Raw genomic sequence first — 16762 nt, 5'->3', positions numbered from 1 at the left:
ATAATAACAAAATTGTTTGATTGTCAATGTATTTCTTTGTGTTTTTATGAAAATAATGGTACAATAAAGGGCAATTGTTATAAGAGGTTTGGAATGGAATGATTGTATGGAAAAGAGAAGGAAATGAAGACCAGGAAAAATTATATTAGTTACATAAGATTTATTAGTACATTTATGATTATTTTTTATCATTTTAGCTGCGCACTTATTTTTTATAAATCGGATGCTTTTTGTCTGTTTTATGATTATGCAAATGGCAGGTTTGGCCGTGTTGGTGTGGCGCTTTTTTTTATGATTTCAGGGTCTGGTTTGTTGTTATCATCAGAGAATGGTTTCAAGTTGGGACAATATTATAAGAAGAGATGGCATAAAATTTATCCAATGTTTTATCTTTGCTGGGTTCCCTTATATTTATTGCTTGCATGGAAGAACGATGGGTTTTTGTTTCGTGGGCATGCGTGGAAGTTTCTTTTTACCTTGCTTGGCATGGATGGATATTTCGATACGACCATTAGAAATTATTACATCATTGGTGAGTGGTTTTTAGGGGCATTGATTATAATCTATTTGATTTTTCCGATTTTGCGCAGGATTTTTTGCTCAAAGGCGAGAAATTTATTTACGATTGTTTTATTTGTTCTTTGCGTCGTGAACGATCAGGTTCCGTTTTGGTATCTGCCGGATCGAGAGTGGATTGGGTATGATATTTTTGCTTTTTGGATTGGAATGTATTTGGTTGTTTTGGAACAAGAGGTTTGTAAAAGAAAGTGGATTTTGTGCATCAATGCGGCACTGATTTTTTTGGCGTTGTTTGTTCCTTTGCCAATAGAGTTTAATTGTGATTTACAGGTTCTTTTATTGAGTATGAATTTATATTGTTTGATTATGGGAATTTCCAGTTGCTTTTTAAAAAGAGATGTTCCTTCTTGCATTCATTGGGTGAATCATAGGTCTTATCCTATTTATTTGATTCATCATATGATTATCTTATTTTTTATGGAGAGTTTTGCCAGTAGGATATCGGATCGAAATGAAATTGCAGTGCTTGTATTTTTAGTTGGATTTATGTTGATTTGTGCTGCGATTTTATATCGAATAGAAAAATGGATGGAAAAGATTTATTATAAAAAGTTCGGTAAAAGTTCAAATTTTTAAGATTTTCTGAAGAATGTTTTGCTTTCTTGACTTTGTAATTTTTTATATTTAAAATATTTTGTAAAATAAGATGGACCTGTAAAGGGGGAATGGTTATGAATAGAATATGGTTGGAAATGGCAAATGGAAATGGTTCCGGGATTACAGGGAAATTGATGCATTTGATACAGTATATCCGTGAAGATATGTTGCAGCCGATTCGGTATTTGATGGTTGGAGCCGGGATTGGCTTGGCGTTTATTATTGTGCTGGAGTTATGTGTACATCTTGCAGGAAAGGGAGATTGGCTCAGGAAGAACTGGAGAAAATGGTTTTGGGTTTTAATTATCATTTATCTGACGGTTTTATTAAATGTAGCATTCTTTTCCAGAGAGCCTGGTACAAGAAATCAGGTGAGCTTGACGCTTTTTGAAACATGGGGAAATACGATGCAATGTCATGCGTATTTTGTAGAGAACATTATTATGTTTCTTCCATTTGGTATTTTATTTCCAATGGGATTTAAGAAATTTCAGAGTGGTTGTTTTTGTGTCGATATGGCATTTTTATTCAGCTTATGTTTGGAAATTATTCAGTATGAGACGCAGAGAGGTTATGCACAGATTGATGATGTGGTGACGAACACGGCGGGAGCACTTGCTGGCTGGCTATTTTGGAGAATCTGTAAGTTTGTCAAAGATTTGATCGTATCATGACAGAATCTGCCTATTTTATGACATTTTATGGCAGAGGGGTTGACTTTCATCGAAATTCTTTTTACAATGTATAGATATAAATAGTGTAAAAATGGTTTTTTGTGCTTTTTTAGAGGTAAGGTATAAAGGAGTATCTGTCTGTTTGAGGAAGCAGATAGGGACCACGTGAGAAAGGAGAAGGGCAATAAGAAGCCCTAAGAGGATAGTCATGGATACAACGTTGATTATTATGGCAGCAGGAATCGGTTCACGATATGGTGCCGGAATTAAGCAGCTTGCGAAGATGGGACCAAATGGAGAAATCATTATGGATTATTCCATTCATGATGCAAAAGAGGCAGGATTTAATAAGGTTGTTTTTATTATTCGTAAAGATATTTTTGAGGAGTTTGAGGAAGTCATCGGAAATCGTATCAAAGAACAGATCGATGTAGAGTATGTATTTCAGGAATTGGATGACCTTCCAGAAGGTTTTGAGGTACCAGAAGGACGTACAAAACCATGGGGAACTGGACAGGCTGTTTTATGTTGCAAAGATATTGTAAAAGAACCATTTGTCATCATTAATGCGGATGATTATTATGGAAAAGAGGCGTTTGTGAAGCTTCATGATTTCCTTGTATCTGGAGAAGATCTTGGAAGAGAATTTACAATGGGTATGGCTGGATTTATTTTGAAAAACACACTGAGTGATAATGGAACAGTTACAAGAGGTATCAGTGTAGTGGATGAAGAAGGTCTGTTAAGCCAGGTTCATGAGACAACCGGAATCAAGATGGGAGAAGACGGTAAGATTCTGTGTGATAATGCGGATGTTCAAAAATGGGTAAGTCCAGATGATAATGTGTCTATGAATATGTGGGCTGCATATCCAAACTTTCTTGGGTATCTGGCAGAAGATTTTAAAAACTTCCTTGCTGGAATTGAAGATGGAGATTTAAAGAAAGAATATCTGCTTCCAAATATCGTAGATGAACTTTTAAAAGAAAAACGTGCCAATGTAAAAGTACTGGAGACACAGGACCGCTGGTTTGGTGTTACCTATCAGGAAGATAAAGAATCCGTACAGGAAGCTTTCGGAAACCTGATCAAAGAGGGTGTATATCCAGAAAATCTTTGGGCTTAAGAATAAACATGATAAGATCAAAAGAAAGGAAAATGTAAAAATGCATTTTCCTTTTTGTTTTTTTAAGGAAAGGAAGAACAATGATAAGGAGAAGAGGATTTGCTTTTTTTATAGGTTTGTTTTGCTTTAGTGTTTTGGCTGGTTGTAGTGCTAAAAGTAAAACGGAAGTGAAAAAGACGAAAAAGGTTTCAACAACGACAGAGTCTGTAAGGAAGACAATAAAGAAAAAACAATGGGTGATTGAGTTGGATCCTGGTCATGGCGGTGTCGATAGTGGCGCTGTTGGCAAGTTTGATGGAAAGAAAGTTTTGGAAAAAGATGTGAATTTAAAGATCGCATATGGAATTTCCGATGCGCTTGCTTCCTATCCAAATATTAAGATTAGGATGACAAGGTCATCAGATACAAAGCCGGGGCTTGGAGAGCGTGTCAGTAAGGCAAAGAAGGATGGAGCGGATCTTTTTATTAGTCTGCATAATAATGCCTATGGAGATGGTGTGGAATATGATCATGGTTGTACCGTGCTTGTTCCAACGGGATATTACCGGAAAGAAGTTGCTTCTAAGGCTCAAGTACTTGGATGTCATTTCCTTGAGCAGTTAAAGAAAACAGGACTTGAGAATCAAGGATTTTTGATGCGTACTTCCGAGAAAAATCAAAAATATCCGAATGGGAAATTACAAGATTATTATCATGTGATTCAAGATAGTATTTATAAAAATATTCCAGGGGTGATTGTGGAGCATAGTTTTGTGGATCATGCTGGCGATTATCAAAAGTTCTTATTGAGTGATGAAAAGATTCAGAAAATGGCAAAGGCAGATGCACAGGCGATTGTAGATTATTGCCTTGGAAGTCGTCAAAAAGGACAACAGAATCGTCAAAAAGTTACTTTGATGGTCGATGGAAAGAAGGAGCATAATCAATATTTTTATCGTAAGTTTCTTCTCCATTAAGACTTGGGATTGTATAGGTTCTTAGATTGTGCTATAATCAGGACAGATTGATGGAGTATCGTTTTTTACAAGACAAAAGAAAATAGCGGTGTTAAAATAACTGCATAAAAAATATTAGTAATCAGTCAAAGGCGTCTGTATTTATTACAGGCGTCTTTTTTGTTATTAGACATGAAACGGTCTATAGATAAGGATGGGGCTGATGCATAGAAGAAACTGGTAAGTTTCATTAGGACAACAGGAGGATGCAGTTATGGACACAAAAGTTAGTTTTTTATATCTTAGTGAGCCGGATATGATCAAAGCCGGTGTGAAAAATATGGATCAGTGTATTGACACAATGGAAAAGATGTTGATTACCTTGAAAAAAGGGGATTATGTTATGGCTGGAACCAATCATAATTCTCATGGGGCTCAGGTAATGTTTCCGGATGATCCAAAGTTTCCTGGAATGCCAAAAAATGCAGATGATCGTCGTTTTATGGCGATGCCGGCGTATCTTGGAGGTCATACACAGATGGCTGGTATGAAATGGTATGGATCGAATGTGGAAAATAAGAAAAAGGGTCTTCCAAGATCGATTCTTATGATGATGCTGAATGATAAAGATACAGGTCTTCCATTAGCAATGATGTCTGCAAACTTAGTAAGCAGTTATCGTACCGGAGCAATTCCAGGGGTTGGAGCAAAATATCTGGCAAAGAAGGATGCTTCTACGGTTGCAATTGTTGGTCCGGGAGTTATGGGGAAAACTTCATTAAAAGCTTTTACCTGTGCCTGTCCAAATTTAAAAAATGTAAGAGTCAAGGGAAGAGGAAAACGTTCCATGGATTCGTTCCTGGCCTTTGTAAAAGAGGAATGTCCAACGATTGAAAATGTTGTTGTTTGTGATACGGTCGAAGAAGCGGTAACTGGAAGTGACATCATTTGTATGACAACAACGGCAGCAGTCAAAGAAAAAGATTTTCCATATATCAATAAAGCATGGGTAAAGAAGGGCGCATTGATTTGCATGCCGTCTGCTGCACGTTTTGATGATGATTTTCTGATCAATGACTGTAAACTTGTAGTTGATAATTATAAATTATATGAAGCATGGGCAGAAGAATTTCCTTATCCAAGTTATGAATTGGTACAGATCATCGGGTCAAAATTTACAGATCTGATGCATGAAGGAAAAATTTCACGTGATGATATCATCGATCTTGCGGATGTAATTGCAGGAGATGTTAAGGGAAGAGAAAACGATGATGAAATCATTGTTTATTCCGTAGGAGGAATGCCGGTAGAAGATATTGCATGGGGAAATGTTGTTTATCAGAATGCCTTGAAAGAACATATTGGAATCGAACTTCCATTATGGGATAAGCCTGATATGGCTTAAAAGGAGATGACGTATATGAAAAAAGAAGATTGTGGAATGATGATTCAGCCATATTTGATGAGAGAGTGTGAAGGCTATCATCAAGTGATGATCAATAATTATGGTATTTCACATTTTTATGAGTTGATGACCGGAGAGCATCCGTGTGAGGATGTGAAGGCAGTGCCGGATGGATGTGTCGATCTTCTTTTTTCATTGGATCAAGATCAGGTTCATACTTACATCGGAGGAACGGTATTTCGGGCAAAAAAATGGCCGCTGATGAAAAATACCAGATATTTTGGTGTGAGGTTTGAACCTGGAAAGTGTAAGCTTCCAAAGGATCTTTCCATTGAGGAAATTATAGATGATGATCTTTTGATTGATGGAAATGTATTTGGGGATTTTTTGCAGGAAGAGATTGCAGATCAAAATTCTATGGAAAAACGAATGGAGACTTTTTTGAAGCAGTATTGTAAAAAGCTTGCAAAGGATGAGAAATCTTTCTCTTTGGAAGATTATATCCGGATGAGAATTTATGGTAAGAAAGGCAATCTTTCCATTCGAGATTTGGAAGGGGAGACAGGGTATTCGGCTTGTTATATCCGAAGAGTCTTTAAGAAAGTACATGGAATTTCACCGAAGGTATTCGGAGAGTTCGTTCGTTTTCAAAATCTGATTCAGAAGATGGAGAAGAATGGAAAGAGAATGAGTATGGAAGAATTAGCGGTGGAATGTGGCTATTATGATCAACCGCATATGACGAGGGATTTTAAGAAATTTGCTGGGATGACGCCGGAGGCGTATCTTCGGAAATGGAAGAAAAAATAAAAGAATACGGAGGAATGAAGAATGAGTTTATCAAAGATTGAAATTATTACAGGGATGTCAAAATTACCAAATTTAAAAACGGTGTTAAGTCAGGCTGGAGTTCGTGGAATGACAGTGATACAGGTTCTTGGCTGCGGTATTGAAAAGGGTACGAGAGAGTACGAGGTTGATGAGTATAATGAAATGGAACTTTTGCCAAAACAACAGATTAATATCGTTGTTGAGACAGATAAGGTAGATGATATTGTGGAAACAGTAAAACATGAATTGTATACCGGACACATCGGGGATGGAAAGATCTTCATTTATGGAATTGACAATGTTGTTAGAGTCAGAACCGGAGATGAAGGCGTCGATGCTCTGTAAAAGGGAGGTGGCACGATGGCAGAAGAGAAAAAACTTGGATTAAGAAGTGTCATATCGGTTTCGGTTGGTTTGGTCATTGCGACAAGCTGTCTGGTTTCTCTTGGACAGGGAGCAGGAACCATTGGAGTTGTCTTTATCGTTGCGATGGTGATTGCCTGTTTACTGAATATGACAACGATTGCGTCTCTTTCAGAGCTGAATGCATTGATGCCGAATACAACAGGTGGTTTGGCACAGTATACACTGGCAAGTATGGGACCTTTTCCAACACTGATTTCTATGGTTGGCGGATATTTATTATGTAACGTATTATCTTCTGGTGTGGAAGCATCTATTTTTGCTTATGCGATGGAGCAAACGTTTCATTTGCCAATTCCACGTCTTGCATATACCATTATTATGACTATTATTTTATTGATTGCAAATTTACGTGGTGTTGATATGTTTGCAAAGATTCAGGATTTGGTTGCTTATCTTTTGGTCGGTTCGATGATCTTGATGGGAATTATTGGAGCACTTGGTCTTGGTACTGGAAAAATGGTTCATCAGCCAATGTGTATGGTAACGAATTTTTCTTCCGTTGTTTCAATGACGGCGGTGGCATTCTGGCTGTTTATTGGTGCGGAATATGCGATTCCAATTTCGAAGGAAGTAAAAAATGCAAAGAAGAATGTACCGCTTGGTATGATGCTTGGATTAATTATTATTTGTGCGGTACAGTCGATCCTTGTTCTTGGTTTTCATAACTATACAGATTGGAAACAGCTGGCAGATTCTGCAGCACCACATTTGTTATATGGAGTCAATCTGCTTGGACAGCCAGGAAAAATCTGGATGGCTTTTGTAGCGGCTCTTGCGGTGATTAGTTCACAAAACTCTGGAATTCAGGGGTTATCAAGCATTTGTCAGGGAATGGCAAAAATGAATATGATGCCGCAGTGTTTTGGAAAGACAAATAAAAATGGAGTTCCTTACATTGGAGTATGGTTTGTCAGTATTGCAATTATGATTTTTGCTGTGATTAGTAATGGATCTACCGATGCCATTAGTTTTATGATTTTGGTTGGTTCTGTATTCTGGATGATTTCTTATATTTTGGCACATGTGGATGTATTGATTCTAAGAAGAAGACTTCCAAAAGCTCCGCGTTCTTTTAAGAGTCCTGGCGGCGGACTCCTTCAGATCATTGGAATTCTTGGAACCGTGTATATGGTATTAAATATTTCTACGGATCCTGCAGAAAGAAATGCCATTTGGTTGATTACCATTGTTGTGTTTGCCATTCTTGCGGTTTATGCATTTTTCTGGATTCGCTATAAGATGAAGATTCCGGTATTTAAGAGTGTTCCTCTGGAAAAAGTCATGGCGATGGAAAATAGCATGTATTATGTAGTGCGCCGGCGCCGAGGATTATGTAAATAATTGTATATATAATAGAAGAAAGAGAATTCTGATTTTGATGCAGGGTTCTCTTTTTTTACTTGACATTGTGTGATAAGTATTATAGCCTGTATATAACACAATAGAGAAAGAAGGGTTGCAATTATGATATTGGAGATTGATTTCAATAGTAACGAGGCAATCTATATACAGCTTCGAAATCAGATTGTCATGGGAATTGCCCGTGCTGAATTTGCGGATGGTGAGTCTCTTCCTTCTGTGCGCCAGCTGGCACAGATTCTTGGGGTAAATATGCATACGGTTAATAAAGCATATGCGATTTTAAGAGAAGAAGGTTATTTGAAGCTGGACCGCAGAAAAGGAGCGGTAATCAGTGTTGAGGCAGAAGAAAAGCAAAAAGAACTAGAACATCTCGGTGAAGATCTTCAGATGCTTGTTGCACAGGCAATCTGTAAAGGGGTTAGTAAAAACGAGATGCATCAGTTGATTGACTACATGTATGAGAACTTAGATAGAAATCAGGAGGAACGGCTATGAATCGCTTACCTTTTACAAAATTAGCAGCGAAAGCCCTGGAAGAAGGAAAAGAGATTGCAAAATATCTCGGCTTTCGGGACGTTAGCACGACATTTTTAATGCTTGGTCTTTTGGGAACGGATGGTTCCATGGCAAGTGAAGTATTAAAAATGCATGGACTTACAAGACAGATGGTAGAAAGTTATGTGCAGGAGAAAGCTTCTGCTTCGAAGGATGGGAGAAAGAAGCTTGCTTATACACCAAAGGCAGAAGAAATTTTAGAACTGGCCGGAGAAACTGCATTAAAATATGGCTGTGATTCGATTGGAACAGAACATATTTTAATGGCGATCATTCGGGAAGGGGATAATGAGGCAGTGCGTCTTTTGAAAAATAATAAGATTGCGCTGGATGGTATTTATACGGATATTCTTGTGACAGCAGGAATTGATTATAAGACAGCAAAAGCAGAGTTTTTGGATGCGGTTAGCGGACCGGAAGGAATGGACCCAGAAAATGGAGGAGACTCTCTTTTGATGCAATTTAGTACGGATCTTACAGAAAAAGCAGCAGACCACGAGCTGGATCCGATGATTGGACGAGAAGAAGAGATGGAACGTGTTATGCAGATTTTATGCCGCAGAACAAAAAATAATCCATGTTTGATTGGGGATCCTGGTGTTGGAAAAACAGCGATTGTGGAAGGACTTGCACAAAGAATTGTTGATGGAACGGTTCCGATTTCTCTTCAGAAAAAGCATCTGCTGTCTTTAGATCTTACAAAGGTCATTGCAGGTACGAAATATAGAGGAGAATTCGAGGAGCGGATGAAACGAATCATCGCGGAAGTAACAGATGATCCATCCGTGATTTTGTTTATTGATGAGATTCATACAATGATTGGTGCTGGTGGTTCAGAGGGTGCTATGGATGCATCGAATATTTTAAAACCAGCTTTGGCCAGAGGTGATTTTCAGCTGATCGGTGCAACGACAAATGAAGAATATACAAAATATTTTGAAAAAGATGCAGCACTTGAGCGAAGATTCCAGCCAGTAAGAATTGAGGAACCAACAAGAGAAGAGACGGTAACTATTTTAAAGGGATTGAAATATCGTTTTGAAGATTATCATAAAGTTGTGATTCCAGATCACGTATTAGAAACGATGGCAGAGTTATCCGATCGTTATATCAATGATCGTTTTCTTCCGGATAAAGCGATTGATCTTTTAGATGAGACTTGCGCAAAGAAGCGTATGGGGCTTTTGAAAGTTTCACAAGATCATATCGAAGAGAAAAAAGAAATCGAAAAAATGGTTTCAAAAATTGAAAGCTTGATTGCGGATGGTCAGATGATGGCTGCAAAAGAGCTGAAAAAAGAAAAACAGAAGATGGAAAAAGATCTGGAACGTAAGCAAAAGAGAATGAACCGTCGTCAAAATTCTATTCCTCAGATTGAGGATGAAGATGCAGAAGAAGTGATTGCTCTTTGGACAAAGATTCCGGTGAATCAGTTAAAGAAGGGAGAAATGGAACGTTTGCGCAATTTGGAAAAGGAATTGCATAAACGTGTCATTGGACAGGAAGAAGCAGTAAAAGCAGTGTCAAAAGCAGTTAGACGAAGCAGGGTTGGTTTACAGGATCCAAAACGTCCGATTGGCTCTTTCTTATTCCTTGGACCTACCGGTGTTGGAAAAACAGAACTTTCCAAGGCACTGGCTGCAGCAATGTTTGGCAGTGATGATGATTTGATTCGTGTAGATATGTCAGAATATATGGAGAAACATAGTGTATCGAAAATCATTGGTTCTCCTCCTGGATATGTAGGATTTGGGGAAGGTGGCCAGTTAAGTGAGCAGATTCGAAGACATCCATATTCTGTGATCTTATTTGATGAAATTGAAAAAGCACATCCAGATGTGTTTAACATTCTTCTTCAGGTGCTGGATGATGGGCACATTACGGATTCGAATGGAAGAAAAGTAGATTTTAAAAATACAGTAATTATTATGACTTCAAATGCGGGAGCCAATCGAATCATTGCTCCAAAGCAGCTTGGTTTTGTTACAGAAAATGACCGTGCGAAAAATCATGAACGTATGACAAAGGGTGTTATGGAAGAAGTAAAACAAATCTTCCGCCCAGAATTTTTAAATCGTATTGATGAGACGGTTGTCTTTGCAGTTCTTACAAAAGAGGAAGTAAAGAAAATTGCAAAACTTCTGATGCGTCAGGTAAAAGATCGGCTGAAAGAAATGTATCAGGTCAATCTGAAAGTAACGGCTGGTGCTTATGAATGGCTTGCAGAAAAAGGTTATGATGAGCATTATGGAGCAAGACCGCTGCGTCGTGTGATCCAAAATGAAATTGAAGATATCCTTGCAGATAAGATCTTAAATGGAGAACTAAAAGAAGGAACAACGCTGACAATTGGAAAAAAAGAAAAGAAATTAACATTTTCTGTGAAAGAATAAAAAGGCACGCGCAAATGCATAGCCCTAATAGGACGGAACAGACTTCGTCCGAAAAGGGATACCCTCTGGGGCACGCGCAAATGCATAGCCCTATTAGGGCTGGACGGACTTCGTCCGATAAGGTATAATAAAATGTATGTTCAGGGGAATGTTTTTTGCCCTGTTTGGAAGCATGTTACAGATGCTCGGAAGTATAATTTCATTTATTAGGAGGATAAGACAATGGCAGTGGTAACTGAATTATTTCGCAGCGAAGAGAATGGAACCCTTTGTTTTGGTGACTACACGTTAGATACAAAAGCAAAGAAGGGTGATATTCCATTTGAAGGAGACATCTATAAGATTAAAACCTTCAAAACAATGACAAAGCTTGACAAGAACGGACAGCTGATTTTTGAATCTGTTCCTGGTTCAAGTGTTCATAATTTCGCAGCAACAGCAGATGGAGTTGCATTTGAGATTGAGTCTAAAGGAGATGTCCAGGTTACGCTGGAAGTAGAACCACAGCAGGAATATAAAGTATATATTGATAACACAAATATTGGAACTATGAAAGCAAATCTGGCAGGGAAATTAACCATTGGTGTGGAATTAAACGAAGGTACACCAGCAGCTGTCAGAGTAAGAAGACAGTAAGAAACAAAAAGGATAGGGAGAGTTTATGGCAAAGCAAAAAACAGTATATTTTTGTAAGGAATGCGGTCATGAATCTTCCAAGTGGATGGGGCAGTGTCCGGCCTGCAAACAGTGGAATACGTTTGTAGAAGAAAAGATTGCATCATCCGGCAAGCAGGGAGGGGCGAAGCCTTTGAAGACTTCTGCCTCTCCTATGAATATATCCGAAGTTGTAATGGAATCTGAGGAGCGGATTCCAACTGGGATTGGGGAGCTTGATCGGGTGCTTGGAGGCGGTATTGTGAAAGGTTCTCTTTCACTTGTTGGAGGGGACCCTGGAATTGGAAAATCTACTTTGCTTTTGCAAGTATGTCGGAATATGGCAAATGCCGGTCGAAAAGTTTTGTATATTTCCGGGGAAGAATCCATGCATCAAATTAAAATGAGGGCCGAGAGACTTGGTACGTTTGAACAGGAAATGCTTTTGTTTTGTGAGACGGATTTAGATGCGATTTGTCAGGCAATTTTAAAGTCAAAGCCGGAGTTTGTTGTCATTGATTCTATTCAGACGATGTATAGTGAAGAGTTATCTTCGGCCGCAGGCAGTGTTTCCCAGGTTCGTGAAGTTACGGCTCAGATGATGCGTATTGCAAAAGAAGAAAATATTGCGGTATTTATTGTAGGACATGTAACAAAAGAAGGGGTTGTGGCAGGGCCAAGAACCCTGGAACATATGGTGGATACTGTTTTATATTTTGAAGGAGAACGGGAAGCTGCTTATCGCATTCTGCGTGGTGTAAAAAACCGTTTTGGATCAACAAACGAGATTGGTGTTTTTGAGATGTCTGGAAATGGACTTTTGGAAGTTGAGAATCCTTCAAAAACGATGCTGAATGGAAGACCACTAGATGCTTCTGGTTCGGTTGTTGTCTGTTCCATGGAAGGAACACGGCCGATTTTAATTGAAATTCAGGCTCTGATTTCGCCAACAAGTTTTCAGATGCCGCGAAGAACGGCGGTTGGAATTGATTATAATCGTGTAAATCTTTTGATGGCGGTCCTTGAAAAAAGAGTTGGACTTGCGCTTGGAGGGTGTGATGCTTATGTCAATTTGGCAGGAGGTATGCGTCTTGGAGAACCGGCAATCGATTTAGGAATCATTATGGCGATTGCATCGAGTTATAAAAATACAGCTCTGCCAGAAGATACGATCATTTTCGGAGAAGTTGGATTGGTCGGAGAAGTAAGGGCAGTCTCTGGTGGAGAATCGAGAATCAAAGAGGCAGAAAAACTTGGATTTAAGCGGTGTATTTTACCAAAAGCAAATGTTGATGCCATAAAGAAAAAACCAAAAATTCATTTGATTGGCGTATCGAATGTAAGAGAAGCATTGGATCTTATATAGACGGTAAAAATGATAAAATAGAAGACAAAATATATGGAGGACAAAGATGGAAGAAACTGTTTCTAAAAATTTTATTGAGCAGATCATTGATAAAGATATTGCGGAAGGGCATTGTAAAAAAGTTGTAACAAGATTTCCGCCGGAACCGAATGGATATCTGCATATTGGACATGCAAAGTCTATTTTATTAAATTATGGACTTGCCAAGGAATATGGTGGGGATTTCCATTTCCGTTTTGATGATACAAATCCTACAAAGGAAAAAGAAGAGTATGTTCATTCCATTAAAGAAGATGTGGAATGGCTTGGTGCAGATTATAAGGATCATATTTATTTTGCATCCAACTATTTTGATAAAATGTACGAGTGTGCAGAATTTTTGATCAAAAAGGGGAAAGCATATGTATGTGATCTGACACCAGAGCAGATTCGTGAATATCGTGGAACTTTGACAGAACCTGGAAAGAACAGTCCATACAGAGACCGTACACCGGAAGAAAATCTGCAGTTATTCCGTGATATGAAAGATGGAAAATTCCCAGATGGAAGTAAAGTACTGCGTGCAAAGATTGATATGACATCTGGAAATATGAATATGAGAGATCCAATTCTCTATCGTATTGCAAGAATGGAACATCACAATACAGGAAACAAATGGTGTATTTACCCAATGTATGATTTTGCACATCCGCTGGAAGATGCATTTGAAGGAGTTACACATTCGATTTGTACGTTGGAGTTTGAAGATCATAGACCATTGTATGACTGGGTTGTTCATGAATGTGAATTTGAAAATCCGCCAAAACAGATTGAGTTTGCAAAGCTGTATCTGACCAACGTTGTTACAGGAAAACGTTATATTAAAAAACTGGTAGAAGATGGAATTGTAGATGGATGGGATGACCCAAGACTGGTTTCTTTATCTGCATTAAGAAGAAGAGGATATACTCCGGAAGCAATTAAGAAATTTATGGAATTGGTTGGTGTTGCAAAAAGCCACAGCTCTGTTGATATTGCGATGCTTGAGTATTGTATCCGTGATGATCTGAAATTAAAACGTCCTCGTATGGCTGCAATTTTAGATCCAATCAAACTTGTGATTACAAATTATCCAGAAGGACAGACTGAATATGTTGATGTTCCAAACAATCAGGAAAATGAAGAAATGGGAGTTCGTCAGGTTCCATTTTCTGGAGAAGTTTATATTGAACGTGAAGATTTCAAGATTGAAAAACCAAAGAAATATCGCCGTCTTTATGTAGGAAATGAAGTCCGTCTGATGAACGCATATTTTGTAACATGTACAGGGTATGATGTTGATGATGATGGAAATGTAACAACGGTTTATGCAACATATGACCCTGCATCTAGAGGTGGAAATAGTCCAGATGGAAGAAAAGTACGAGGAACCATTCATTGGGTATCTGCAGAGACTGCAAAACAGGCGGAAGTGAGACTATATGAAAACATCGTAGACGAAGAAAAAGGTGTTTACAACGAAGATGGAAGCATTAATGTAAATCCAAATTCATTAACGGTCATTTCGAATGCTTATGTAGAACCTGCATTGGAAGAGTATAAACCTGGAGATAGTTTCCAGTTTATGAGAACAGGATATTTTTGCCTGGATACCAAAGACTCAACAAAAGACCATATGGTATTTAATCGTATTGTAAGTCTTAAGAGCTCTTATAAACCAAATTAATAATTAAAATACGCCTTGGTGTATTTCTTGTAAGTGGAATGTAATCCCTTTTTTATGGAAATTTTATAAAAAAGGGGTTGCATTTTTTTTAGTCAGTGTTATACTTAGAAGCATAAGGTTAGCACTCGTACAGAGTGAGTGCTAACAATAAAAAAGAAAAAAAGACATATTTCTAAGTTATTTAGGAGGTATTATTATTATGAAATTAACACCATTAGGAGACAGAGTTGTATTAAAACAACTGGAAGCAGAAACAAAAACAAAGTCTGGAATCGTTTTAACGACTGCTTCTCAGGAAAAACCTCAGGAAGCAGAAGTTATTGCTGTAGGTCCTGGAACAGAAGATGTCAAAATGGAAGTTTCCGTTGGTCAGAAAGTTATTTATTCTAAATACGCTGGAACAGAAGTAAAATTAGAAGACGAAGAATATATTATCGTAAAACAGAGCGACATTTTAGCAGTCGTAGAATAATTCATTGATTTGGAGGGACGTAAATTATGGCAAAAGAAATTAAATATGGAATTGAAGCAAGAAAAGCACTGGAAGCAGGTGTTAACCAGTTAGCAGATACAGTAAGAGTTACAATTGGACCAAAAGGACGTAACGTTGTTCTTGATAAATCTTTTGGAACACCATTAATTACAAATGACGGTGTTACAATTGCAAAAGAAATCGAACTGGAAGATCCATTTGAAAATATGGGAGCTCAGGTTGTAAAAGAAGTTGCAACAAAGACAAATGATGTTGCCGGAGATGGTACAACAACAGCAACTGTTTTGGCACAGGCAATGATCAACGAAGGAATGAAAAACCTGGCAGCAGGAGCAAACCCAATCATTCTTCGTAAGGGAATGAAGAAAGCTACAGAAGCAGCCGTTGAAGCAATTGCTGAAATGAGCAGCAAAGTTACAGGAAGAGATCAGATCGCTAAAGTAGCAGCAATCTCTGCAGCAGATGAAGAAGTTGGAGAATTAGTAGCAGACGCTATGGAAAAAGTATCCAACGACGGAGTTATTACAATCGAAGAATCTAAGACAATGAAGACAGAATTAGATTTAGTAGAAGGTATGCAGTTTGATCGTGGTTACTTATCTGCTTACTTCTCAACAGATATGGAAAAAATGGTTGCTGAATTAGAAGATCCTTATATCTTAATTACAGATAAGAAGATTTCTAATATTCAGGATATTCTTCCATTACTGGAACAGATCGTACAGAGCGGAAAGAAATTACTGATCATCGCAGAAGATATCGAAGGTGAAGCACTGACAACATTAATCGTTAATAAATTACGTGGAACATTCTCTGTATGTGCAGTAAAAGCTCCTGGATATGGTGATAGAAGAAAAGCAATGCTGGAAGATATCGCAATCTTAACAGGTGGTACAGTTATTTCTGAAGAAGTCGGAATGGACTTAAAAGAAGCAACAATTGATCAGTTAGGACGTGCAAAATCTGTCAAAGTTGAAAAAGAAACAACAGTTATCGTTGATGGTGAAGGTGATAAAGATGCTATCCAGGCACGTATCGCTCAGATCAAAGCACAGATCGAAGAAACAACATCTGAATTTGATAAAGAAAAATTACAGGAAAGACTTGCAAAATTATCTGGTGGAGTTGCCGTTATCCGCGTAGGTGCTGCAACAGAAACAGAAATGAAAGAAAGCAAACTTCGTCTGGAAGATGCTCTGGCAGCTACAAAAGCAGCCGTAGAAGAAGGAATCATCTTCGGTGGAGGATCTGCATACATTCACGCTTCTAAGAAAGCAGCTGAATTAACAAAAGACCTGGAAGGAGACGAAAAGACTGGTGCAAATATTATCTTAAAAGCATTGGAAGCACCATTATTCCAGATCGCAGTAAATGCAGGTCTTGAAGGAGCTGTTATCGTAAATAAAGTAAAAGAATCCGAAGTTGGACAGGGATTTGATGCATTAAATGGAGAATATGGAGATATGGTTGAAAAAGGAATCATCGATCCAGCCAAAGTAACAAGAAGTGCATTACAGAATGCAACATCTGTAGCATCTACACTGTTAACAACAGAATCTGTTGTAGCAGATATCAAAGAAGACGCTCCAGCAATGCCAGCAGGAGCAGGTGCCCCAGGAATGGGAATGATGTAGGAATTAAGCACTTAAGAGGCGTAACTT

The 16762-nt window shown here is 38.2% G+C and carries 15 protein-coding genes; all 15 read left to right on the top strand.

All coding sequences use genetic code 11. The features are described 5' to 3' along the window. The first annotated feature begins 123 nt into the window (after positions 1 to 123). The 15 genes from KQI71_RS06625 to groL all read left to right on the top strand — a co-directional run bounded on the left by KQI71_RS06625 (position 124) and on the right by groL (position 16735). Entirely contained in the window at positions 124 to 1155 is a 1032-nt protein-coding gene (locus KQI71_RS06625; RefSeq protein ID WP_216435131.1) for an acyltransferase family protein, read from the top strand. Positions 1156 to 1250: 95 nt separating this feature from the next. Beyond that, on the top strand, positions 1251 to 1850 hold the full coding sequence (locus KQI71_RS06620; protein ID WP_216435130.1) for a VanZ family protein: 600 nt from the start codon (positions 1251 to 1253) through the stop codon (positions 1848 to 1850). Between the two features lie 208 nt (positions 1851 to 2058). Continuing rightward, positions 2059 to 2976 (top strand): nucleotidyltransferase family protein, encoded by a 918-nt coding sequence (locus KQI71_RS06615; RefSeq protein WP_216435129.1) that lies wholly within the window; start codon positions 2059 to 2061, stop codon positions 2974 to 2976. Positions 2977 to 3056: 80 nt separating this feature from the next. Beyond that, positions 3057 to 3932 carry an N-acetylmuramoyl-L-alanine amidase family protein gene (locus KQI71_RS06610; RefSeq protein ID WP_216435128.1) on the top strand — a complete coding sequence of 292 codons (876 nt, stop codon included), beginning with the start codon at positions 3057 to 3059 and terminating at the stop codon, positions 3930 to 3932. Positions 3933 to 4185: 253 nt separating this feature from the next. Further along, entirely contained in the window at positions 4186 to 5316 is a 1131-nt protein-coding gene (locus KQI71_RS06605; protein ID WP_216435127.1) for a tyramine oxidase subunit B, read from the top strand. A gap of 15 nt (positions 5317 to 5331) precedes the next feature. Then, positions 5332 to 6126 (top strand): helix-turn-helix domain-containing protein, encoded by a 795-nt coding sequence (locus KQI71_RS06600; RefSeq protein WP_216435126.1) that lies wholly within the window; start codon positions 5332 to 5334, stop codon positions 6124 to 6126. 21 nt (positions 6127 to 6147) lie between these two features. Further along, positions 6148 to 6492, top strand: coding sequence for a P-II family nitrogen regulator (locus KQI71_RS06595; RefSeq protein WP_216435125.1), 345 nt, complete (start codon positions 6148 to 6150; stop codon positions 6490 to 6492). A 15-nt stretch (positions 6493 to 6507) separates the two neighbouring features. After that, entirely contained in the window at positions 6508 to 7914 is a 1407-nt protein-coding gene (locus KQI71_RS06590) for an APC family permease (protein WP_216435124.1), read from the top strand. 123 nt (positions 7915 to 8037) lie between these two features. Next, a complete protein-coding gene (locus KQI71_RS06585; RefSeq protein ID WP_216435123.1) occupies positions 8038 to 8430 on the top strand; it encodes a GntR family transcriptional regulator in 393 nt (130 codons plus the stop codon). Then, positions 8427 to 10883 carry an ATP-dependent Clp protease ATP-binding subunit gene (locus KQI71_RS06580; protein ID WP_216435122.1) on the top strand — a complete coding sequence of 819 codons (2457 nt, stop codon included), beginning with the start codon at positions 8427 to 8429 and terminating at the stop codon, positions 10881 to 10883. Before KQI71_RS06585 ends, KQI71_RS06580 begins: the two co-directional genes overlap by 4 nt. A gap of 222 nt (positions 10884 to 11105) precedes the next feature. After that, positions 11106 to 11519, top strand: coding sequence for an endosialidase (locus KQI71_RS06575; protein WP_216435121.1), 414 nt, complete (start codon positions 11106 to 11108; stop codon positions 11517 to 11519). 25 nt (positions 11520 to 11544) lie between these two features. Continuing rightward, positions 11545 to 12903 carry a DNA repair protein RadA gene (gene radA, locus KQI71_RS06570; RefSeq protein WP_216435120.1) on the top strand — a complete coding sequence of 453 codons (1359 nt, stop codon included), beginning with the start codon at positions 11545 to 11547 and terminating at the stop codon, positions 12901 to 12903. Positions 12904 to 12949: 46 nt separating this feature from the next. Beyond that, the gene (locus KQI71_RS06565; RefSeq protein ID WP_216435119.1) at positions 12950 to 14608 is read left to right on the top strand and encodes a glutamine--tRNA ligase/YqeY domain fusion protein; all 1659 of its coding nucleotides are present in this window, start codon (positions 12950 to 12952) and stop codon (positions 14606 to 14608) included. A 199-nt stretch (positions 14609 to 14807) separates the two neighbouring features. Then, a complete protein-coding gene (locus tag KQI71_RS06560; protein ID WP_216435118.1) occupies positions 14808 to 15080 on the top strand; it encodes a co-chaperone GroES in 273 nt (90 codons plus the stop codon). A gap of 26 nt (positions 15081 to 15106) precedes the next feature. Continuing rightward, positions 15107 to 16735 carry a chaperonin GroEL gene (gene groL, locus KQI71_RS06555; protein ID WP_216435117.1) on the top strand — a complete coding sequence of 543 codons (1629 nt, stop codon included), beginning with the start codon at positions 15107 to 15109 and terminating at the stop codon, positions 16733 to 16735. Positions 16736 to 16762 lie beyond the last annotated feature (27 nt).

This window comes from Anaerostipes sp. MSJ-23 (assembly GCF_018918155.1).
Taxonomy (GTDB): Bacteria; Bacillota; Clostridia; order Lachnospirales; family Lachnospiraceae; genus Anaerostipes.
This window is presented reverse-complemented; position numbering and strand designations above follow the sequence as displayed.